16 protein-coding genes are annotated in these 20,610 nt (G+C 66.0%); 15 read left to right on the top strand and 1 reads right to left on the bottom strand.

Annotated elements, in window-relative coordinates:
- The first annotated feature begins 147 nt into the window (after positions 1–147).
- From HGI30_RS16210 to HGI30_RS16165, 10 genes are all read left to right on the top strand, one after another.
- Positions 148–738: a non-ribosomal peptide synthetase module gene (locus tag HGI30_RS16210; protein WP_168908508.1), complete on the top strand. Its 591-nt coding sequence runs from the start codon at positions 148–150 to the stop codon at positions 736–738.
- A gap of 297 nt (positions 739–1,035) precedes the next feature.
- Positions 1,036–1,434, top strand: coding sequence for an adenosylmethionine decarboxylase (speD, locus tag HGI30_RS16205; protein ID WP_168908507.1), 399 nt, complete (start codon positions 1,036–1,038; stop codon positions 1,432–1,434).
- A 231-nt stretch (positions 1,435–1,665) separates the two neighbouring features.
- Positions 1,666–3,027, top strand: coding sequence for a glutamyl-tRNA reductase (hemA, locus tag HGI30_RS16200; RefSeq protein WP_168908506.1), 1,362 nt, complete (start codon positions 1,666–1,668; stop codon positions 3,025–3,027).
- Between the two features lie 59 nt (positions 3,028–3,086).
- A complete protein-coding gene (gene ccsA / locus HGI30_RS16195; protein WP_168908505.1) occupies positions 3,087–3,905 on the top strand; it encodes a cytochrome c biogenesis protein CcsA in 819 nt (272 codons plus the stop codon).
- A 34-nt stretch (positions 3,906–3,939) separates the two neighbouring features.
- Positions 3,940–4,614 carry a precorrin-2 dehydrogenase/sirohydrochlorin ferrochelatase family protein gene (locus HGI30_RS16190; protein WP_168908504.1) on the top strand — a complete coding sequence of 225 codons (675 nt, stop codon included), beginning with the start codon at positions 3,940–3,942 and terminating at the stop codon, positions 4,612–4,614.
- A gap of 12 nt (positions 4,615–4,626) precedes the next feature.
- A complete protein-coding gene (gene hemC, locus HGI30_RS16185; RefSeq protein ID WP_168908503.1) occupies positions 4,627–5,589 on the top strand; it encodes a hydroxymethylbilane synthase in 963 nt (320 codons plus the stop codon).
- 1 nt (position 5,590) lies between these two features.
- Positions 5,591–7,165 carry a uroporphyrinogen-III C-methyltransferase gene (cobA, locus tag HGI30_RS16180; RefSeq protein ID WP_168908502.1) on the top strand — a complete coding sequence of 525 codons (1,575 nt, stop codon included), beginning with the start codon at positions 5,591–5,593 and terminating at the stop codon, positions 7,163–7,165.
- A gap of 134 nt (positions 7,166–7,299) precedes the next feature.
- Entirely contained in the window at positions 7,300–8,301 is a 1,002-nt protein-coding gene (gene hemB, locus HGI30_RS16175) for a porphobilinogen synthase (RefSeq protein WP_168908501.1), read from the top strand.
- Positions 8,301–9,617, top strand: a complete 1,317-nt coding sequence (gene hemL / locus HGI30_RS16170) for a glutamate-1-semialdehyde 2,1-aminomutase (RefSeq protein WP_168908500.1) — start codon at positions 8,301–8,303, stop codon at positions 9,615–9,617. The genes hemB and hemL overlap by 1 nt, the downstream gene beginning before the upstream one ends.
- 49 nt (positions 9,618–9,666) lie before the next feature.
- Positions 9,667–10,851, top strand: coding sequence for an RluA family pseudouridine synthase (locus tag HGI30_RS16165; RefSeq protein WP_328805144.1), 1,185 nt, complete (start codon positions 9,667–9,669; stop codon positions 10,849–10,851).
- 82 nt (positions 10,852–10,933) lie between these two features.
- Here HGI30_RS16165 and HGI30_RS16160 read toward each other — a convergent pair whose 3' ends face one another.
- Positions 10,934–11,161 carry a dihydrofolate reductase family protein gene (locus HGI30_RS16160; protein WP_235680158.1) on the bottom strand — a complete coding sequence of 76 codons (228 nt, stop codon included), beginning with the start codon at positions 11,159–11,161 and terminating at the stop codon, positions 10,934–10,936.
- A 128-nt stretch (positions 11,162–11,289) separates the two neighbouring features.
- On the opposite strand from HGI30_RS16160, the gene HGI30_RS16155 reads away from it, so the two are divergent.
- The 5 genes from HGI30_RS16155 (at position 11,290) to HGI30_RS16135 (ending at position 20,538) form a co-directional block, all read left to right on the top strand.
- Complete coding sequence (locus HGI30_RS16155; protein WP_168908498.1) at positions 11,290–12,843, top strand: LysM peptidoglycan-binding domain-containing protein; 1,554 nt, start codon at positions 11,290–11,292, stop codon at positions 12,841–12,843.
- 533 nt (positions 12,844–13,376) lie between these two features.
- Entirely contained in the window at positions 13,377–16,037 is a 2,661-nt protein-coding gene (locus HGI30_RS16150; RefSeq protein ID WP_168908497.1) for a valine--tRNA ligase, read from the top strand.
- A complete protein-coding gene (locus HGI30_RS16145; RefSeq protein WP_168908496.1) occupies positions 16,037–17,407 on the top strand; it encodes a bifunctional folylpolyglutamate synthase/dihydrofolate synthase in 1,371 nt (456 codons plus the stop codon). The genes HGI30_RS16150 and HGI30_RS16145 overlap by 1 nt, the downstream gene beginning before the upstream one ends.
- A 5-nt stretch (positions 17,408–17,412) precedes the next feature.
- Complete coding sequence (gene murC / locus HGI30_RS16140) at positions 17,413–18,825, top strand: UDP-N-acetylmuramate--L-alanine ligase (protein ID WP_168908495.1); 1,413 nt, start codon at positions 17,413–17,415, stop codon at positions 18,823–18,825.
- A gap of 204 nt (positions 18,826–19,029) precedes the next feature.
- A complete protein-coding gene (locus tag HGI30_RS16135; protein WP_168908494.1) occupies positions 19,030–20,538 on the top strand; it encodes an SPOR domain-containing protein in 1,509 nt (502 codons plus the stop codon).
- Positions 20,539–20,610 lie beyond the last annotated feature (72 nt).

The raw sequence follows: 20,610 nt of genomic DNA, 5'->3' as shown, positions 1-20,610 counted from the left end.
CAATCGCGGCTGGTAGCTTAAAATTCTGAAATACGGCGGATTATCAAGCGCAGCTGGCAGGAAACGCCGCGGCTGATCCCGTATAATGGAGATAAGCAACGAAAATCCAGCGTCCCTTTTTCAACCTATAGAATTGAGGAGATTTTTATGGCTCAGCGGATAGCCACCGAGTACGTTCATGCCAAACTGCAATTGACCCGTGAAGAGATGACCCGTTTTTACCGCTTCATCAAGGACCAGCATGTGCGCATCAGCGTCATGGTGCTTGAGGGCGGCAATCAGGAGGCGGTTCTCGAAGACAGCGCAGGGAGGGAAAAAGTCCGCTTTGTATTTCAGCAAGAAGATGGCCGTTTTGTGTGCGAATGGTCTTGCCGGATCACGCAGCCGGCGCTCACGAACGTGATGCGCAAGCTCGTCTCGACCTTCAAAGGCGACGCGGTCGTCAACCGGATCTACAGCCATTATACGATGACATACGAGTATCAGAGCGGAGCGGTCCAGCGCATCAGCGAGCAGACCGCCAAGGGCACGCGGCTCGTCTATCAGTTCAAGGACACGCGGGGCGAGCTTGAGCGCACGTTCCGGCTGAATGCCGCCGAGCAGGAGATCGATGGGCTCAAAGCCTCGGTCAACCGCCTGCTGGATCGTCGCCTGGCCGCTGCGGACGATGCCGAGCGCCGGGAGATCGATCGCCTGCTCGCCGAGCATTCGAATCGGCTGTTCGTTCTGGAGGCCTAACATCGCCTTCCGAATCGGCATGATGCGGCCTCTCCGTTCCAGACCGTCCGGCCCTCGGGTCCGGCGGTCTTTTTTTCGTGCTCCGCGGCTGCCCGGTTTGCTGCAGAAAAAAAGGTTGCATTTGGGGGGGATAGATGGTATTTTTAATTTCGTTGAAAAAAACCCAATATAGGAACCAGGATTCACTCAGGACATGGATATGTTGCGAGAGAGAGTTATCCCTCGGGAAGTGAATGACGTAGGTCCTAGCGGATGAAATTTTTAATCATTTTATTCCTAGGAAGGGGGAGCCGGAAGATGGAATACTCAACTTTCGGAAGACATGTTGCGGTTGATGCTTGGGGAGTAGATTTCGAACTCATTAACAATGCCGAGTTTCTGCAAGCCCACATGGTAGAAGCGGCGGAGGCATGCGGCGCATCTGTGCTCTCGGTTCAAGCCAAGCAATTCGAGCCCCAAGGCGCAACGGTACTGGTGCTCTTGTCGGAGAGCCATCTCTCGATTCACACGTATCCAGAAAGAGGCTTCGCCGCGCTGGACTGCTACACTTGCGGCGAGACGGTAGATCCGCAGCTCGCGATCGACTACATGCTCGCGGTCCTGAAGCCGAAGACGACTCATGCCAAGAAGCTCGTACGCGGAATGGGAGAGCTTCAAGTCGTAGAACCGGAAATGAAAGCAACCGAACTGGTTTAAAAGACCGGAACTCTGTACAAATAACCATGGAGCTTTCCATGGTTATTTTTTTTAGGGAGAATACGGATCTTCAGCCAGGTCCACACTAGATGCGGTAAGGATGGACAGGCCTGACGTCAACAAAACGTCAAAGTTTGCGTGAGCGGGCCTATTCCTCTATGTTATAATGATTCTAATGTACGCAATGGATACGATCTCGAAGGCTCAGACATAGAAAGGCGGTGATGTCACATGCATATTGTTGTGGTCGGCCTGAACTACCGTACCGCGCCGGTCGAAGTGCGCGAGAAGTTCGCGATCTCGGACGCCGACCTTCCTCGTGCGGTAGAGGCGCTCAAGGCGACCTCCAGCATCCTTGAATGTGTCATTGTCGCGACCTGCAACCGCACGGAGCTATATGCCGTCGTCGATCGGCATCAGCTGTGCGCCTATCATATCCGCTCTTTCATGGAGCAATGGTTCGGCCTGTCGAGAGAATCGTTCACGAACCATCTCTACATGCACGAGGACGACCGCGCGATCCGACATCTGCTGCGCGTGACGAGCGGCCTCGACTCGATGGTCATCGGCGAGACGCAGATTCTCGGCCAGGTCCGGAGCGCGTGGCTGCTGTCCCAGCAGAAGCGGGCGACGGGCACGATTTTCAACATGCTGTTCAAGCAAGCGGTGACGATGGCCAAAGCCGCCCACTCGGAGACGTCGATCGGCGAATCGGCCGTATCGGTCAGCTACGCTGCCGTCGAGCTCGGCAAGCGCATCTTCGGTCAGTTCAACCGCAAGACGGTCATGATTATCGGCGCCGGCAAGATGAGCGAGCTGACGGCCAAGCATCTGTATGCCAACGGAGCCGACCGGGTGCTCGTCGTCAACCGCACGTTCGAGCGCGCGGCCGAGCTGGCCGGCAAGTTCAACGGCATCCCGTGCTCGATGGACGAGGCGGTGCGCCGCCTGCATGAAGCCGACATCGTCATCAGCTCGACCGGTTCGAGCGGGTACGTGCTGGGCCGGGAAGCCGTCGCCGCCGCGATGCAGCGCCGGCGCTCCAAGCCGATGTTCATGATCGACATCGCCGTGCCCCGCGATCTGGATCCGGCCATCGCCACGGTCGACAACGTTTTCCTGTACGACATCGATGACCTGGAGGGGATCGTGGAGATGAACCTGGAGCATCGCCGCCAAGAGGCGGAGAAGATCGAGACGATGATCGCCTCGACGATGGACGAGTTCCACCAGTGGTATCGGACGCTCGGCGTCGTGCCGCTGATTCGGTCCCTGCAGGAAAAAGCCGACGACATCCATCGCCAGACGATGGACAGCCTGGCCAAAAAGCTGCCCGATCTGGACGAGCGCGAGCTCAAGGTCATCCAGAAGCTGACCAAGAGCATGCTGAACCAGATGATGCAGGATCCGATCCATGGCATCAAGGAGCTTGCGGGAGAGCGGAAGGCGGACGACGCGATGGAGCTGTTCGCGAAGCTTTTCGACCTCAAGGATCAGGAGCCGGAAGGCGGAACCAAGGAGAACGTCCAGGCCGACAAACCGATGGCGGCCCGATCCCAAGCCGCTTCTCCGCTTGCCATTGTCGCGCCCTGACCGATTCCAGCCGCCGTGCGGCCTCGCCTATGCTTGAATAGGACAGGAGGGCGCCACCTATGGGTACGTACTGGTTTTACGATAGCTTGCTTTATATATACGCCCTGAGCCTTCTGTTTTACTTCTCCGACTTCGTGGACTCGAACCGGAGAGCGAAGCGGATGGGCGCAGGGCTGCTTGTGTTCGTCTGGGTGCTCATCACCGGCGTCGTGCTGTATCGGATCTGGGCGCATCTGGACATGACGCTTTTTTCCCGATTCGAGTATTGGCTTGGCGTATCCTGGCTGCTGCTGACGGCATCGCTCGTCATCAGCCGCTTTTTTCGAATCGAATTCATCGTATTCCTCGTCAATCTGATTGCCTTCAGCGTGCTCGCGCTCAATTTGTTCAGCGACCCGAACGCGGAAATTCCGCTCGCTCCGTGGAAGCTGGCGCAAGAGCTGCTCATCCTGCACATCAGCCTCGTGCTCTGCTCGTTCTCGCTGCTGGCGATCTCCGCCGTTTTCGCCGGCATGTACCTGTTCCTGCACGGGAGGCTCAAGTCCCGGCGCTGGAGCCGCGGCGTCGCCCGGCTGCCGAGCCTGGAGCAGCTCGACCGATTCTCGTACCGGCTCGTGCTGTTCGGCGTGCCGCTGCTCGCGCTGTCGCTTTCGGTCGCCGTCGTATCGGTCGTCGTCGAAGGGCGGCCCGGCTACTTGCTCGATTGGAAGGTCGTGAGCTCGTTCGCGGCGCTTGGACTGTACGCTTATGATTTGTTCCAGCGGGCCGTCAAGCGCAGGCCGGCGCTGCAGAGCGCGCGCTGGAACCTGATCTGCTTCGCGATGCTCGTGCTGAACACGCTCATCAACCCTGCATCCAATTTCCACCGCTGGTCCTGAGGCGGACCGGCCGGACCCGAGGAGGCTCGCCGTGATGGCCGTATACCCTGCGATGCTGCGGCTGGCCGGCCGCCGCTGCCTCATTGTCGGCGGCGGAACGGTCGCCGAACGAAAGGCCGACGGGCTGCTCGCGGGGGGCGCCGACCGGCTGGAGCTGGTCGGCCTCTCCTTCACGCCCCGCTTGCAGGAGCTGGCCCGGCAGGGCCGGCTCGAGCTCCGGCTGCGCGAGTACCGGGGCTCGGATCTGGACGGCGTCTTCCTCATCGTCGCGGCAACCGACGATGCCTCGCTCAACGCGCGGATCGGGCAGGAGGCGGAGCGGCAGGGCCGGCTGTTCAACGATGCTTCCGGATCGGCGCCGAGCAGCTTCGAGACAGCCGCGGCGGTCCGCGAAGGATCGCTGCTGCTTGCGGTGCATGCCGGGGGCGAGGCGCCGGCGCTGGCCGCCGTGCTGCGCTCCGAGCTGGAGCTGCGGTACGGCGGCGGGCGGTACGCCGAGGCAGCTCGCCGCATGGGCGAGCTGAGGCGCATGCTGCTCGAGCAGGAGCCGGATGCCGCCGTTCGCCGGGAGCGGCTGCGCCGCGAGGCTCGCCGGCTTGCCGATTGGGCCGCCGCCGGGGATAGCCCGCCGGACGGGCCCCTCGCAGGCGAGGACGAGGCTGCGGCGGTTGAAGCGGAGGCAATCAAGAGGCGGCAGCAGTCTACATAAGGAGGGACTCTCATGCAGCATGTATCCAGAGAAGCGCGGACGATCGTCGTCGGCACGCGCCAAAGCGCCCTGGCGCTGACCCAGACCGGGCACGTCATCGAGGCGCTCCGGCAAATCAGCGAGGCCCATGGCTTCGGCTACGAATTCGAAATCCGCAAGATCGTCACCAAAGGAGACCGCATCCTTGACGTCACGTTGTCCAAAGTGGGCGGCAAAGGCTTGTTCGTCAAGGAGATCGAGCAAGCGCTGCTCGACGGAGAGATCGACCTGGCCGTCCACAGCATGAAGGACATGCCCTCCGAGCTGCCGGAAGGACTGATGAACGGAGCGGTGCCGAAGCGCGTCGATCCGCGCGACTGCGTCATTACCCGGGGCGGCGTCCCGCTCGAGGAGCTTCCGACTGGAGCCGCGATCGGCACCAGCAGCCTGCGCCGCGCGAGCCAGCTCAAGGCGTACCGGCCAGACTTTGACATCCGCTCGATCCGAGGCAACATCGATTCGCGCATCCGCAAGCTGGAGACCGAGGGACTGGACGCGATCGTGCTGGCGACGGCCGGCCTGCTGCGCATGGGCTGGGAGGACCGCATCAGCTCTCCCGTCGATCCCGACATCTGCCTGCCGGCCGTCGGCCAGGGCGCGCTCGGCATCGAATGCCGCGAGAGCGACTCCGGCGTGCGCGAGCTGCTGGCGCTGCTCGACGATGCCGATACGGCGCTGGCCGTTGCGGCCGAGCGCACGTTCCTCGGCGCGCTGAACGGCGGCTGCCAGATTCCGATCGGCGCCCACGCGGTCATCACGGGCCGCTCGGAGCACGGATCGGAGCTGACGCTGACCGGCATGGTCGGCTCTCCCGACGGCTCGACGATCCTCAAGGAGATCCGCACAGGCACGGATCCGCAGGCGCTCGGCCTCGAGGTCGCGCAGGCGCTGCGCGCTCAAGGAGCGGACCGGATCCTGGCGGAGCTTGGAAGCTGACATGAACAAGGGGATCGTGTATCTGGTGGGCGCCGGGCCGGGAGACCCGAAGCTCATCACCGTGCGCGGACTGGAGCTGCTCTCGCGCAGCGACGTCGTCGTTTATGACCGGCTGGCCAGCCCGCGCCTGCTGCGCAAGCTGAAGCCGGGCGCCGAGACGATCTACGTCGGCAAGCTGCCGGACCGCCACACGATGAAGCAGGAGGAGATCAACCGCCTGCTCGTCGATCTCGCCCTTCAGGGCAAGACCGTCACCCGGCTCAAGGGCGGCGATCCGACGATTTTCGGCCGCGTCGGCGAGGAGGCGGGCTTGCTCGCTCAGCACGGCATCGAGTTCGAGATCGTGCCGGGCATCACGTCGGCGATCGCCGTCCCTGCCTACGCGGGCATTCCGGTGACGCATCGCGACCATGCCTCCTCGTTCTCGGTCATTACGGGCCACGAGAGTCCTGACAAGCTGGATCAGTCGATCGATTGGGAAAAGGTGACGAACGCCACCGGCACGCTGCTGTTCCTGATGGGCGTGGCCAAGATCGGCTACATCGCCGCGCAGCTGATCCGGCACGGCCGTCCTGCCACGACGCCGGTCGCGCTCGTCCGCTGGGGCACGAGGCCCGAGCAGCGGACGCTGACCGGCACGCTCGGCGACATCGAGGCCAAGGTCGAGGCGGCCGGCTTCAAGCCGCCCGCCGTCATCGTCGTCGGCGAAGTCGTCCGCCAGCGGGAAACGCTCCAATGGTACGAGCGCAAGCCGCTGTTCGGCTGCCGCGTGCTTGTCACCCGCTCGCGCGACCAGTCGAGCACGCTCTCTGATCTGATCGAGGAGCTGGGCGGCGAGCCGTGCGAGTATCCCGTCATCGAGACGGTTCCGCTCGAGGGGGCCGAGGCGGACGCCGAGCTCGCGGCCGCGCTGGAAGCCGCCGCTGCGTACGACTGGCTGTTCTTCACGAGCGTCAACGGCGTGGAGCATTTCTTTCGCCGCCTGAGCGGCGCCGGCAGCGACATCCGCCGGTTCCATCGGGCGCGGATCGCCGCCGTCGGGCCGAAGACCCGATCGGCGCTGGAAGCCCGCGGCTTGCAGGCCGAGGCGCTGCCGATGGAATTTCAGGCCGAGGGCATGCTGGAGCATCTGTCCGGCCTGATCGAGGCCGGACAGCGCGCCTTGATCGTGCGCGGAACGCTGGCCCGCGACACGCTGCTGCACGATCTGGAGCGCCGGGGCCTGCAGCCGGATCGGCTCACCGTATACGACACGCGCTTGCCGGAGCAGCAGGACGAGTATGCGCTCGAGTGCCTGCGCGAGGGCCGGGTGCATGCGGTCACGTTCACGAGCTCCTCGACCGTGGCCAACCTGCTGACGATGCTGCGCCGCTCCGGCGAGGACGATCCGCTGCGGCTGCTCGCCGGATGCGAGATCGCCTGCATCGGGCCGGTGACGGCCCGCTCGGCCCGCGAGGCAGGGCTTGAGCCGACCGTACAGCCCGAGGAGGCGACGATCGAGTCGCTGGCCGCCGCGCTCGCCGCGCGGATGGCGGCGAAGCGGCTGGCTCCGGCGCCCGGAGAGGCGCCCGTCTAAGCTCCGCGGACAAGCGGCGGCGGCATTCGGCCCCGCCGCTCTCCTTCGTTCGAGACCATTCCGCCTGCATCCCAGCAAGGGACATCCCGAGTTCAAGCACCGAAGATTCATCTATCCAAAGGAGGACCATGCCCATGACCCATCCCCTCGTCCGCCATCGCCGCCTGCGCCGCACGTCCGCGCTGCGCTCGATGGTCCGAGAGACGCTGCTGACGCCGAGCGACTTCATCTATCCCGTCTACGTCGTGCACGGAGAGAACAAGGTAGAGGAGATTTCCTCCATGCCGGGCGTCTTCCGCTATACGCTGGACCGCCTGGAGGCCGAGATCCGCGACATCGCAGCGCACGGCATCCCGTCGATCATGCTGTTCGGCATCCCCGACCACAAGGACGAGCACGGCACGTCGGCGTACGACGCGAACGGCATCGTGCAGCAGGCGACACGGCTCATCAAGCGGTGGGCGCCGGAGCTGGTCGTCATGGCCGATACTTGCCTCTGCCAGTTCACGGATCACGGCCACTGCGGCGTCGTGCATCAGCATCCGCGCACGGGCGAGGCCGAGGTGGACAACGATCCGTCGCTCGAGCTGCTCGTACGCACGGCGGTATCCCAAGCCGAAGCGGGAGCGGACGTCATCGCCCCGTCGAACATGATGGACGGCTTCGTCGGCGCGATCCGAGCGGGTCTCGACGAAGCTGGCCATGCCGACATCCCGATCCTTTCCTACTCGGTCAAATACGCCTCGGCCTACTACGGACCGTTCCGCGAGGCCGCGAACTCGGCTCCCCAATACGGCGACCGCAAGGCATACCAGATGGACCCGGCGAACATCCGCGAGGCGCTGCGCGAGGCCGACACGGACGTGGCCGAAGGCGCGGACATGCTCATGGTCAAGCCGGCGCTCGCCTACCTCGACGTCGTGCGTGCGCTCAAGGAGAACTTCGACCTGCCGCTCGTCGCCTACAACGTCAGCGGCGAGTACGCGATGGTCAAGGCCGCGGCCGCGAACGGCTGGGTCGACGAGCGCAAGATCGTGCTGGAGACGCTGCTCGGCATGAAGCGGGCCGGAGCGGATCTCATCATTACGTACCATGCCAAGGACGCGGCGCGGTGGCTGAAGGAGGAGCGGTTCTAATGAGCGGACAAGAGCAGGCAGGCGGTTTCGGACGGAAGGACGACACGCGCTCTCGCGCGGCATTCGAGGAAGCGAAGCGCTATATTCCGGGCGGCGTCAACAGCCCCGTGCGGGCGTTCAAGTCGGTCGGGCTGACGCCGGCCTACATGGAGCGCGGCGAGGGCGCGATCGTCTACGATCTCGACGGCAACAAGTACATCGATTATATCGGCTCCTGGGGGCCGCTCATCCTCGGCCACGCGCATCCCGAGGTCATCGGGGCGATCAAGGCGACGGCCGAAAAGGGCACGAGCTTCGGCGCGCCGACGCTGCTGGAGACCGAGATGGCCAAGCTCGTCTGCGAGCGCGTGCCGTCCTGCGACATCGTGCGCATGGTCAACAGCGGCACCGAGGCGACGATGAGCGCGCTGCGCCTCGCACGCGGCTATACGGGCCGCAGCAAGATCCTCAAGTTCGAGGGCTCCTACCACGGCCATGCGGACAGCCTGCTCATCAAAGCGGGCTCCGGCGTCGCGACGCTCGGCTTGCCGGACAGCCCGGGCGTGCCGGAGACGGTCGCCACGCATACGATCACGGTGCCTTACAACGACCTCGCGTCCGTGCGCCTCGCCTTCGAGAAGTACGGCGAAGAGATCGCCTGCGTCATCGTCGAGCCGATCGCCGGCAACATGGGCGTCGTGCCTCCGCTGCCCGGCTTCCTGCAGGGACTGCGCGACGTCACGACCGAATACGGCAGCCTGCTCATCTTCGACGAGGTGATGACCGGCTTCCGCGTCCACTACCACTGCGCCCAAGGGCTGTACGGCATCACGCCGGACCTGACCTGCCTCGGCAAAGTCATCGGCGGCGGCCTGCCCGTCGGCGCTTACGGCGGCCGGCGCGACCTCATGGAGCGGATGGCTCCGGCTGGCCCGATCTACCAGGCCGGCACGCTGTCGGGCAATCCGCTGGCGATGGCGGCGGGCTTCACGACGCTCAGCCTGCTGACGCCCGAGACGTACGAGCAGCTCGAGCGGCTGTCGCTGCGGCTGCAGGCGGGCTTCGAGGACAATGCGCGCGAGGCCGGCGTGCCGGTGACGATCAACCGCGTCGGCTCGATGGTGTGCCCGTTCTTCAACGAGAAGCATGTCGTCAACTTCGAGACGGCCCAGGCGAGCGATGCCGGGCGGTTCCGCGCCTATTTCGGCTCGATGCTCGAGCTCGGCGTGAGCGTCGCTCCGTCCCCGTTCGAGGGCATGTTCGTCTCGGCCGCGCATACGCCGGAGCTGATCGACCGCACGATCGAGGCGAACCGCGAAGCGCTGCGGCGGCTGTAAGGCCATGGACCCATCACCATGGTCGTCCGAGAGGTCGCAGGCGTCCCGAGTGGGAAAGCCGACGGACCGAACGGGCGAGGCCGTGAAGGAACCGTCGACGGCTCCCCATGAGGGCTCCGCGCTGCTGCTGGATGCGGCGGAGCGAAGCGGCGAATGGCTGCGCGTGCCGCTCGGGCCCGGCGCCGGAGCGGCTGGACTGCAGGCGGGCCAGCATCCGCACGAGGCGAGGCTGCGCCTGTTGGAGCTGAACCTGTTTCCGGCGAAATGGCTCGGGCTGCTGCTGTCGACCGGAGGCATCCGCTGGAGCTCGGACGGAAGGACGGGGGAGGCGCCGGAGCTGCTGGAGCTGCGGGCATTTCCGGAGCTGGACAGCTCCGCCTCGGCGGAGCTGCGTCGGGCCCGAGAGCGGCTGGACGCCTGGGGCGGCCATTATCCGGACAGCTGGCCCCAGCCGCTGTACGAGGACGAGTGGTGCCTCGTGCTGGACAAGCCGGCCGGATTGCCGGTCCACGGCAGCGGCGATGCTCCGCCGACGGCGATCCGCGGCGGGAGCGGTACGGACGGAAGGCCGGCACACTCCCGCGGACCGGGTCGGACCGGAGGGCGGAGCGTTCGGTCGGCTGGACCGGAGGACGGCGCGGGCATGCCGCAAACGCTGGACGAGGCGGCGCTGTGCCGCTGCCTGAGCCAGGGCGATCCGCTGCCGGTCCGCCATATCCACCGCTTGGACGACGACACGTCCGGCCCGGTGCTTTACGCCAAGAACGACCTCGCCCAGCAGACGCTCGACGCCGCCATGCGCGAAAAGGCGATCCGCCGCGTCTATGGGGCGGTCGCCAGCGGCGTGCCGCGCCGCCGTGAAGGCGTCGTCGACGCTCCGATCGGCCGCGACCGCCATCACGGCGCGCGCCGCCGCGTGTCTCCGGGCGGCGACCATGCGCTTACGCGGTACAAGGTGCTGGAGGCGTTCGGCAGCGAGGCCTCGCTGCTCCAGCTGGAGCTGGACACCGGCCGCACGCATCAGATTCGGGTGCACATGAGCCATATCGGGCATCCGCTGCTTGGAGACGCCCTGTACGGCGTGGCTTCGCCGCTGCTGGGCCGCCAGGCGCTGCACGGCCGCCGGCTGGAGTTCCGGCATCCGTGGAGCGGACGCGAGCTTGCTGTGGAAGCTCCGCTGCCGGCGGATCTGGAGATGCTGCTGCAGCGGCTGCGCCGGGATGCCGGGCGCTGAGCGGGCGGCCTGACTCAAAAAAGGGATTCACCGGATGCAACGGCATCCGGTGAATCCCTTTTTTACGAGAAGGCCCAGCGGGTCAATCGCGAAGCGGGGCGGGAACGTAGGTCAGCCGGATCACCTGCTCGCCGATCCGGTCGCTGGCCGCGAGGCGCAGAGGCGGCCGAGGACCGGCGAAGAACGGCTTGCCGCGACCCAGCACGACGGGATGGAGATAGAGCCGATACTCATCCACGAGGCCGAGCTCCGTCAGACGGTGGGCCAACTCCGGTCCGGCAACTGTCCCCATCTTATCATCGGTCAGCACTTCCGGTTTCTCATGGATTGCTGAGATGCGCGGGGCCAAAGTAGTCATGCTCCCGACTCCCTGCCCATATAGATGGTAAGGAGCAAATCGCATGCCCAAGCACCATCATGGGGAAGGGAGGCTTTAGCGTGAGCGAACAATCGCAAGGACTGCGCTTCGACGTCTACGAGCGGGTGCATCTGCCCGAAGAAGTCGCAGCCATCGAGGAGCTGGAGGAAATCGAGCTCGTCCCCCGCATCCAAGTCATCCAGCAGGGGGAGCAGGCCATCCTGCGGGGGAGGCTGCTGTTGAACGGCGTGTACCGGACCGCCGACCGGTCCGAATCCGCGCAGACGATGGAGCACCAGATTCCGGTTGAGATTACGCTGCCGATGAACCGGATCGAGAGCCTGGAGGACATATCGGTCGAAATCGACAACTTCGACGTCGACCTGCTGTCCTCGCGGACGCTGAACATCACCGGCGTGCTGTCTTTGAGCGGCATCCGCGTCGAGGCTCCGGCCGACGACGGCGCGCAGTGGCAGGAGGAGCCGTATACGGTCGTGCACCGCGCCTCGGCTCCGGCCCAGCCGACCGGAGACATCTCGCCGGGCCGCTACCTGGAGCTGGAGGAGGGCGCGCAGGAGGAGGCAGACGCCGCAGCGGAGTACCGCGCAGCGCGTTCGGATCGGGACGCAGGCAGGGAGCCTTCATGGGGGCCATCCGCCTACCGCGCCGGAGAAGACCAAGAAGCCTTTCCGCCGGGCGCTCGGGAAGAGGCTTTCGGAGGATTCGCCGAGGATCCGCCTGACGCCGCGCGCTCCCGGACGTCGGATCGACCTGCCGCCTATTCCGGCTTCGAGCAGCCGTCTATAACCGAGCCGGATTCGGCGGCCCAGGCTTCGGGCTGGACGCAGCTGGGGGCTTGGCAGGACGATTCGGAGCCGGACCGAGCGGCCCAAGGGCAAGAGGAGGAAGCAGAGCCGTCCTTCTCGTTCTCGCCGCCGCAAGCGGCATTCCCGCCGCCGGCCGGAGCGCAGCGATCGGCGGCTGCCGAGGAGAACGACGGGGACCGCAGCGGCGCTTTCAGCTCGCTGAGGTCCATCGCATCCGTCGATCGGTCGGCCGAGACGCCGGAAGAAGCGGAGCCGTCTGCCGTTCTGTACGGCCGACCGCAAGCAGAGCCGTCCGCCGAGGCCGAGGAGCCGGCTGTGCAGGCGAGGGAAGCGGCATCGCAGCCGGAGCCTGCAGCCCCGGCCGATGCTCCTCCGGCGGCCTACGCCTCCGCCTTCGGCGAAGCGGACGTTCAGGCGGCCGAGGCGGAGCCGGAGCGCCAGGAGCTGCGCGTCGCCTTCGGCGCCAAGCGAAGCGCCGCGTCCCCGGCGGACGGCGGCGAGGAAGGCCTGACCTCGCTCATCGGCACGAGCCGGCGCGACCGCGAGCAGCGCCAGGCGTCGGAGCGCAGCCGTCAGCAGGAGGCGCCTGCCGCGGTTCAGGCGGAGGAAGTGGAGTGGCAGTCGCTTTTCCTCAGCCGCGCGGCGGAAGAGAAGCCGTTCCGCAAGGTGCGGATCTGCATCGTGCAGCGCGAGGAGACGCTCGACTCGATCGCCGACCGCTACCAGCTGCAAGCGAGGGAGATCGCGCTCCACAACCGCCTCGCCGACCCGAGCGTGGCCGAAGGACAAGTGCTTTACATTCCTTGACGGCCCCCGGCGGGCGGCGGACGATCCGTCCCTCGCCCGTCCCGAGGCCGAACGCCCGGCGCCTGCTGTCCCAGGCCGCTTCCCATCCGATGCGCTTCCCGCTCCGGCAGGAAGCGCCTTTTTCGTTTTCCGCCAAGTTGACTATGCCTCTCGGCCACGTTAAACTAGAAGGGATATTCAAGCATCATTCCACTCAACGACGAGGATGGGGAAGAGTGCGCCGTGCGCCGACAGAGAGCAGACCGCAGGTGGTGGAAGGTCTGCAGGCCGCAGAAGCGTCACAGGTCGCCCCGGAGTCGCGGATCGCGCACTGCCTGCATGCCCTCGGGGATGCCGCAGGAGCAGCTCTCCGCCGGCCGCAGCCGTTATCCTGCTCCAAGTGCCGTCCAGGGACATTTACGTCCGGGGCGGAATGAAGGTGGTACCGCGGAAGCAGAAGTCTTTCGTCCTTTGCGTTCAAGGGGCGGAAGGCTTTTTTTGTCGGTCGGCCGCCTATTTCAAACTCCATCAACCAAACGAGGGTGAACTTGCCAATGTCAGAGCAGCAGCATACAACCGAAATGCCGACGACCTACGATCCCCGCAGCGCCGAGCAGAACAGCACCGAGCTGTGGAGCAAGGGCGGCTTCTTCAAGGCCGGCCGCGTGCCGGAAGCGAAGCCGTATACGATCGTCATCCCGCCTCCGAACGTCACGGGCATGCTCCATATCGGGCATGCGCTCGACTTCACGCTGCAGGACATCATGATCCGCACGAAGCGCATGCAGGGCTTCGACGCCCTCTGGCTGCCGGGCACCGACCACGCCGGCATCGCGACGCAGACCGTCGTCGAGAAGAAGCTCCGCGAGAGCGGCAAGACGCGCCACGACCTCGGCCGCGAGAAGTTCCTGGAGCAGGTGTGGCAATGGAAGGACACCTATGCGGGCACGATCCGCAGCCAGTGGGGCAAGATGGGCCTGTCGCTCGACTACTCCCGCGAGCGCTTCACGCTTGACGAAGGGCTGTCGAAGGCCGTGCGCGAGGTGTTCGTCCGCCTCTACCAAAAAGGGCTGATCTACCGCGGCGCGAAGATCATCAACTGGGACCCGGCCGCCCGCACGGCGCTGTCGGACATCGAGGTCGAATACAAGGAAGTGCAGGGCAACCTGTACCATTTGCAGTATCCGCTCGAGGACGGCAGCGGCCACGTGACCGTGGCGACAACCCGTCCGGAGACGATGCTCGGCGATACGGCCGTCGCCGTCCACCCCGAGGACGAGCGCTATCGCGCCCTCGTCGGCAAGAACCTCGTGCTGCCGGTCATCGGACGCCTCATCCCGATCGTCGCCGACGAGTACGTGGAGAAGGACTTCGGCTCCGGCGCCGTCAAGATCACCCCGGCCCATGACCCGAACGACTTCGAGGTCGGCCAGCGCCACGATCTTCCGCAGATCATCGTCATGGACGAGAGCGGCGTCATGAACGCCGAAGCCGGTCCGTATCAGGGCCTCGACCGCGCGGAGGCGCGCAAGCAGCTCGTCGCCGACCTGAAGGAATCCGGCGTGCTCGTCCGCATCGAGGACCATGTGCATCAGGTCGGCCACAGCGAGCGCAGCGGCGCCGTCGTCGAGCCGTACCTGTCCACGCAGTGGTTCGTGGCGATGAAGCCGCTGGCCGACCGCGCGATCGAGGCGCAGAAGTCGGGCACGGGCGTGAACTTCGTGCCGGAGCGCTTCGAGAAGACGTATCTCAATTGGATCGAGAACGTCCGCGACTGGTGCATCTCCCGCCAGCTGTGGTGGGGCCACCGCATCCCGGCCTGGTACTGCGACGCCTGCGGCACGATCCACGTGTCCGCGGACGACATCGGCTCCTGCCCGGACTGCGGCGGCGAGCTGCGCCAGGACAACGACGTGCTCGACACGTGGTTCAGCTCCGCGCTGTGGCCGTTCTCCACGCTCGGCTGGCCGGACGAGGAGAGCGCCGATTTCAAACGCTACTACCCGAACGACCTGCTCGTGACGGGCTACGACATCATCTACTTCTGGGTGGCGCGCATGATCTTCACCGCCCTGGAGTTCACGGACAAGATTCCGTTCAAGGACGTGCTCATGCACGGCCTCGTGCGCGACGCCGACGGCAAGAAGATGTCCAAGTCGCTCGGCAACGGCGTCGATCCGCTGGACATCATCGAGCAGTACGGCGCGGACGCGATGCGCTTCATGCTGTCGACCGGCAGCACGCCGGGTCAGGACCTGCGCTTCCGCATCGAGAAGGTCGAGCAGGCGCGCAACTTCGCCAACAAGATTTGGAACGCCTCCCGTTTCGCGCTCATGAACCTGGAGGGCTTCCGCTACGAGGACATCGACCTCGGCGGCAAGCTCGGCACGGCCGACCGCTGGATCCTGCACCGCCTGAACGAGACGGCGCGCGACGTGACGCGCCTGATCGACGCCTACGACTTCGGCGAGACGGGGCGGCTGCTGTACAACTTCATCTGGGACGATCTGTGCGACTGGTACATCGAGGTATCCAAGCTCAGCCTGTACGGCTCCGACGCCGAAGCCAAAAAGGCGACGCAGTCCGTGCTCGCCTACGTGCTCGACCGCACGCAGCGCCTGATCCACCCGTTCATGCCGTTCATCTCCGAGGAGATCTGGCAGCATCTGCCGCATGACGGCGAAAGCATCTCGGTCGCCGCCTGGCCGCAGTACGACGCCGCCTTCGAGGCGCCGGACGCCGTGCGCGAGATGGAGCTGCTCATGAGCACGATCCGCTCCGTGCGCAACATCCGCGCCGAGGTGAACGTGCCGATGAGCAAGAAGATCGAGCTGCAGATCAAGCCGAACTCGGAGGCGGAGCTCGCGATCCTGCAAGCCAACGAGGAGCTGCTGCGCCGCTTCGCGGGCACGTCGTCGCTCTCGATCGACGCTTCCCTGGCCGCGCCGGACAAGGCGATGACGGCGATCGTCACGGGCGCCGAGCTGTACTTGCCGCTCGCGGGTCTCATCGACATCGAGCAGGAGGTCGCGCGCCTGCACAAGGAAGCCGCCACGCTGCGCTCCGAGGTGGAGCGCGTCGACAAGAAGCTGTCCAACGAAGGCTTCGTCGCCAAGGCTCCGGCCAAGGTCATCGACGAGGAAAAAGCCAAGCGGACGGACTACCAGGCCAAGCTCGACAAAGTGCTGGCCCGGATCGAGGAGCTGCAAGGCTGATGGACAACGAGCAACAGCATATCGGCGGCATGACGTCGTACGAGGAAGCGCGCGGCTGGATCGAAGGGCTCGTCAGCTTCGGCGTCCGCCCGGGCTTGGACCGGATGCGGATCATGATGGAGCGGCTCGGCCATCCGGAGCGCCGCCTCCGCTTCATCCACGTCGCGGGCACCAACGGCAAGGGCTCCGTCTGCGCGTACCTGACCGAGGTGCTCGTGCGCGGCGGCTATGACACGGGGACGTACACGTCCCCCTACATCACGAAGTTCACCAACCGATTCCGCTACAACGGCCAGGACATCGAGGAGGAGACGCTGCTGCGGCTTGCGAACGAGCTGCGGCCGCTCGTCGAGGAGATCGCCGAGACCGAGCACGGCTCTCCGACGATGTTCGAGGTGTCGACGGCGCTGGCGATCCTTTATTTCGCCCGCGTGACCTACCCGGACTACGTCGTCTGGGAAACGGGGCTCGGCGGCCGGCTCGACGTGACGAACATCGTCACGCCGGTGATCTCGATCATCACCAACGTCGGCCACGACCATATGGACGTGCTCGGCGATTCCATCACGGACATCGCCCGCGAGAAGGCCGGCATCATCAAGCCCGGCGTGCCGGTCGTCAGCACGGTCGAGAACGAGGAGGCGCTCGCGGTCATCCGCGAGGCGGCCCGCAAGTCCAAGTCGACGCTGTACCAGCTCGGCGAGCAGTTCGAGGAGACGGCGATCGAGGCGACGGAGTCGGGACAGAGCTTCGGCTTCAAAGGACCGTTCCGGACGATGTCGCGCCTGTCGCTGACTATGGCCGGCGCGCATCAGCGCAAGAATGCCGCCGCCGCCGTCATGGCGCTGGAGGCGCTGCGCCAGTACAACGCGCTGCTCGTCGAGGACGAGCAGCTGCTCGAGGGGCTGCGCTCCGCGCAGTGGCCGGGCCGGCTGGAGATGGTGCGCCGGGAGCCGCGGCTGCTGCTCGACGGCGCGCACAATCCGGAGGGCGCCGAGTCGCTCGCGGCCGCGCTGCGCGAGCTGCATGGAGGCGAGCGCATCCATGTCATGATCGGAATGCTGGGCAACAAGAATCACCGCGGAGTGCTCCGGCATATACTCCCTATAGCGGATACACTCGTCGTTACGCAGCCGGCCTTCCGCAAGGCGCTGCCGGCCGAGGAGCTGGCGGACGTCGCGCGGGAGCTGGCCCGCGAGCTGGGCGTCTCGCCCGAGATCATCGCCGAGCCCCGGTGGCCGGACGCGCTGGAGCGGCTGGAGCGCGCCGCCTCCGGCGGCGGCCTGCCCGTCGTCACCGGCACGCTCTATCTCATTGCCGATGTCCGCGCCTCCGTGCTCGGACTGCCGGATTCTGAAAAAGGTTGGTGACCGTCATGACGACGACAGCAGAACACGTTCATTTTATCGGGATAGGCGGATACGGCATGAGCGCGATCGCGCGCGTCATGCTGGAAATGGGCTATAAAGTGACGGGCTCGGACGTCGCCCGGGCGGAGCTGACCGAGAAGCTGGCCAAAAAAGGCGCGGAGATTCATATCGGGCATGACGCCGGCCATGTGCGCGGCGCCGATCTCGTCGTCTACAGCACGGCGCTGTCCAAGGACAACGTCGAGCGCCGGGCGGCCGAGGAGCTGGGCATTCCGGTGCTGCACCGCAGCCAGATGCTTGCCCGGCTCATGAACGCCGGCAAGGGCGTGGCCGTAGCAGGGGCGCATGGCAAGACGACGACCTCGTCGATGATCGCGCTCGTCATGGAGAGCTGCGGCGCGGATCCGACCTACATCATCGGCGGCGAGATCGTCAATGTCGGCACGAACGCCAAGGCCGGCAAGGGCGAATACGTCGTGGCGGAGGCGGACGAGAGCGACGGCTCCTTCCTGCACTACCATCCCGCCATCGCCGTCGTGACCAATATCGAGCCCGACCATCTGGAAAACTATGACGGCGACTTCGAGAACCTCAAGTCGGCGTACGTGCAGTTCCTCTCGCAAGTCAAGGAAGACGGCCGCGCCGTCGTCTGCATCGACGATCCGATCGTGCGCGAGCTGCTGCCGCGCGCGGCCGGCGCGCTGCCGGCGGAGCGCATCGTCACGTTCGGCATCGACAGCGCCGACGCCGAGTACAGCGCCTCGAACCTCGTCCTCGGCGACCGCAAGGTGACGTTCACGCTGTCGCGGCGCGGCCAGGAGCTGGGCGTCGTGCAGCTGTCCGTGCCGGGCCGCCACAACGTCTACAACGCGGTCGCGACGCTCATCACGTGCATGGAGGCGGGCGTGCCGTTCGGAGCCGCGGCTGCGGCGATCAAGGACTTCATCGGCGCCAAGCGGCGCTTCCAGGTGCTCGGCGAAGTGAACGACATCCTCGTCATCGACGACTATGCGCATCATCCGACGGAGATCCAGGCGACGATCAGCGCCGCCAAGGCGACCGGCAAGCGCATCGTCGCCGTGTTCCAGCCGCAGCGCTACACGCGCACGTTCTTCCTGCTGGAGCCGTTCAGCCGCGCGTTCGCGGAGGCGGACGAGGTCATCATCACCGACATCTACTCGCCAGCCGGGGAGAAGGAGATCGAGGGCGTCAACTCGCGCCGCCTCGTGGAGCTGATCGTCAAGAACAGCAACGCGAACACCTCCTACCTGCCGACCAAGGAAGAGGTGCAGGCCGAGCTGGCCGCGCGCCTCGCTCCGGGCGATCTCGTCCTGACGATGGGAGCCGGCGACATCTGGAAGTCCGGCGACGCGCTCGTCGGGCTGCTGCGCCAGCGGTTCGAGCCGGCGGGGCAATAGGCTAGCGGGGAGGGACTTGCGTCCTTCCCTAGCAGGTAACGAAAGCGGAGGGCGGCTGCCCTTCGCTTTTTTGCGTCTGCGGGGCGTGCGATTCCGGCAGCTGCCGCAGGCGCGCCTTGGCTTGCTCTCTTCCAATCGGACATATTCGAGCCGCTAGTCTCATAGAGTAGACTAGAGTCCACCACAGGGAGGAGCAACACGATCATGACGAAGGTACGAGTCACGTATCGTCCGGACGGCAGCGGCAGGCTCGTGCAGGAGGGGCGCGCGGCGTCCGGCCTGCCGCGTGCCGGAAGCGAGCCGCGCCCCGGCCTCCGCTCCGCCGGCAGCCCAGGCGCGGCCGCGGGGATGGAGGAGCTGTCCGCGATGTCGTTCGCGGAGTCCTATGAGCCTTGGGTCAGTCCGTTTCAAGACAATCCGATCGGGGAGCTGGAGCTGGCTCCCGGCGAGATAGAGGCAGCACCGGCGGAAGGGGACGCGGCCGACGAAGATCCGGCTTGGACGCAATGGCCGGGCGAGGCGGCGGCGCCGGAGCTCGACCGCGCTCCATATGAAGGCGAGGCAAGAGCAGCCGGGCCGGAAGCGACGGAGCCGGAACGGGTCAGGAACGGGGCGGAGCCGACGGCGGCTGCGGACGAGCCCGGCGGGCTGGAACAGCCTTCGGAATGGCTGCGGGCAGTTCCGCATCCGTCGACCGGGCGGCTTGTCCAGGATTACTCCGGCCGGAGCGAGATCGGATACGACGAGCCGGGAGCGTGGCCTTCCGGGCCGGTCATCGAGCCTGACGCCGCGCGTCCGGCCCGCGCTGCGGGCAAGTCCGCCCGGGCGAAGCGCGCCGCGAGGACGGCTGAAGGACCGGGACCGTCCTGGCTGAAGGTGCTGCTGTCCATCGCCGGCGCGATCGCGACGGGAGCGGTGCTGGGGTATATGACCTTGACGCTGTTCGCGGGTCAAGGGCTGATGCCGGATCGGGACAAGCAAGCAGCCGATGCGTCCGCTGCCGTCCGTGGAGGGCTGGACGAGGAATCGCCGTCTTCAGCGGCAGCGGGCTCGGAGACGGCTGCGAAGGAAGCGGCGACGGTCCGAAGCGTGGCGGCCGGCTGGCCGGAGCGGACGTATCAGCTGCTCCAATACGGCGTGTTCTCGTCCAAGGCGAGCGCCGAAGCCGCTGCGGCGGAGCTGAAGAAGGCCGGCTTGGCGTCCGCGCTGCGCCATGACGGCGACTATCGCGTTTATGCGGGCGTCGCGGGCAGCCGCGCGCAAGCCGAGCAGCTGGCCGGCGGCATGACAGGCACCGAGGTCTATCTCAAAGGATTGAAGCTGCCGAGCGTGCCGGAGCTGGCTTTCGCTGGCACGGCCGACCAGCTGAACGCCTATGACGAGGGCGCCTCGGGCCTGATCGGCGACCTGGCCGGACAAACGGCGGCGCTGCTGGCGGGGGATGCCGCGAAATCGGACGCCGCGAGCCGCGCGGATTGGACCAAGCGGCTGGACGAATGGCTCAAGACGGCGGCAGACGCCGGGCCGAACTGGTCCGGCAAGCCCATGCAGGGTTCGGCCGGAGCGCTGGCCGATGCGCTGCGGCAAGCCGGCGCGGAGCTGAAGGCATATGAAGGGTCGCCGAAGGCGGCAACCCTATGGGCGGTCCAGGCGCAGCTGACCGCCGCCGCGCTGGCGCAGCTGGAGCTTCGGGAGGCCGCGCTCCCCGGCTGAGGCCCGTTGCTCCCGGCGCCCGCTTCCCTTATAATGGGACGAGAATTTCGGACGGGAGAGGGCGCGGACGTG

It is taken from the genome of Paenibacillus albicereus (assembly GCF_012676905.1).
Lineage (GTDB): Bacteria > Bacillota > Bacilli > Paenibacillales > Paenibacillaceae > Paenibacillus_O > Paenibacillus_O albicereus.
The sequence above is the reverse complement of the archived record's forward strand: the minus strand, read 5'-3'. Positions and strand labels throughout refer to the sequence as shown.

What these genes read in the sequence shown, in the direction of transcription:
- HGI30_RS16210 (WP_168908508.1), top strand. Translation starts at nt 148, where the DNA reads ATGGCTCAGCGGATAGCCACCGAGTACGTTCATGCCAAACTGCAATTG.
- speD (WP_168908507.1), top strand. Translation starts at nt 1,036, where the DNA reads ATGGAATACTCAACTTTCGGAAGACATGTTGCGGTTGATGCTTGGGGA.
- hemA (WP_168908506.1), top strand. Translation starts at nt 1,666, where the DNA reads ATGCATATTGTTGTGGTCGGCCTGAACTACCGTACCGCGCCGGTCGAA.
- ccsA (WP_168908505.1), top strand. Translation starts at nt 3,087, where the DNA reads ATGGGTACGTACTGGTTTTACGATAGCTTGCTTTATATATACGCCCTG.
- HGI30_RS16190 (WP_168908504.1), top strand. Translation starts at nt 3,940, where the DNA reads ATGGCCGTATACCCTGCGATGCTGCGGCTGGCCGGCCGCCGCTGCCTC.
- hemC (WP_168908503.1), top strand. Translation starts at nt 4,627, where the DNA reads ATGCAGCATGTATCCAGAGAAGCGCGGACGATCGTCGTCGGCACGCGC.
- cobA (WP_168908502.1), top strand. Translation starts at nt 5,591, where the DNA reads ATGAACAAGGGGATCGTGTATCTGGTGGGCGCCGGGCCGGGAGACCCG.
- hemB (WP_168908501.1), top strand. Translation starts at nt 7,300, where the DNA reads ATGACCCATCCCCTCGTCCGCCATCGCCGCCTGCGCCGCACGTCCGCG.
- hemL (WP_168908500.1), top strand. Translation starts at nt 8,301, where the DNA reads ATGAGCGGACAAGAGCAGGCAGGCGGTTTCGGACGGAAGGACGACACG.
- HGI30_RS16150 (WP_168908497.1), top strand. Translation starts at nt 13,377, where the DNA reads ATGTCAGAGCAGCAGCATACAACCGAAATGCCGACGACCTACGATCCC.
- HGI30_RS16145 (WP_168908496.1), top strand. Translation starts at nt 16,037, where the DNA reads ATGGACAACGAGCAACAGCATATCGGCGGCATGACGTCGTACGAGGAA.
- murC (WP_168908495.1), top strand. Translation starts at nt 17,413, where the DNA reads ATGACGACGACAGCAGAACACGTTCATTTTATCGGGATAGGCGGATAC.
- HGI30_RS16135 (WP_168908494.1), top strand. Translation starts at nt 19,030, where the DNA reads ATGACGAAGGTACGAGTCACGTATCGTCCGGACGGCAGCGGCAGGCTC.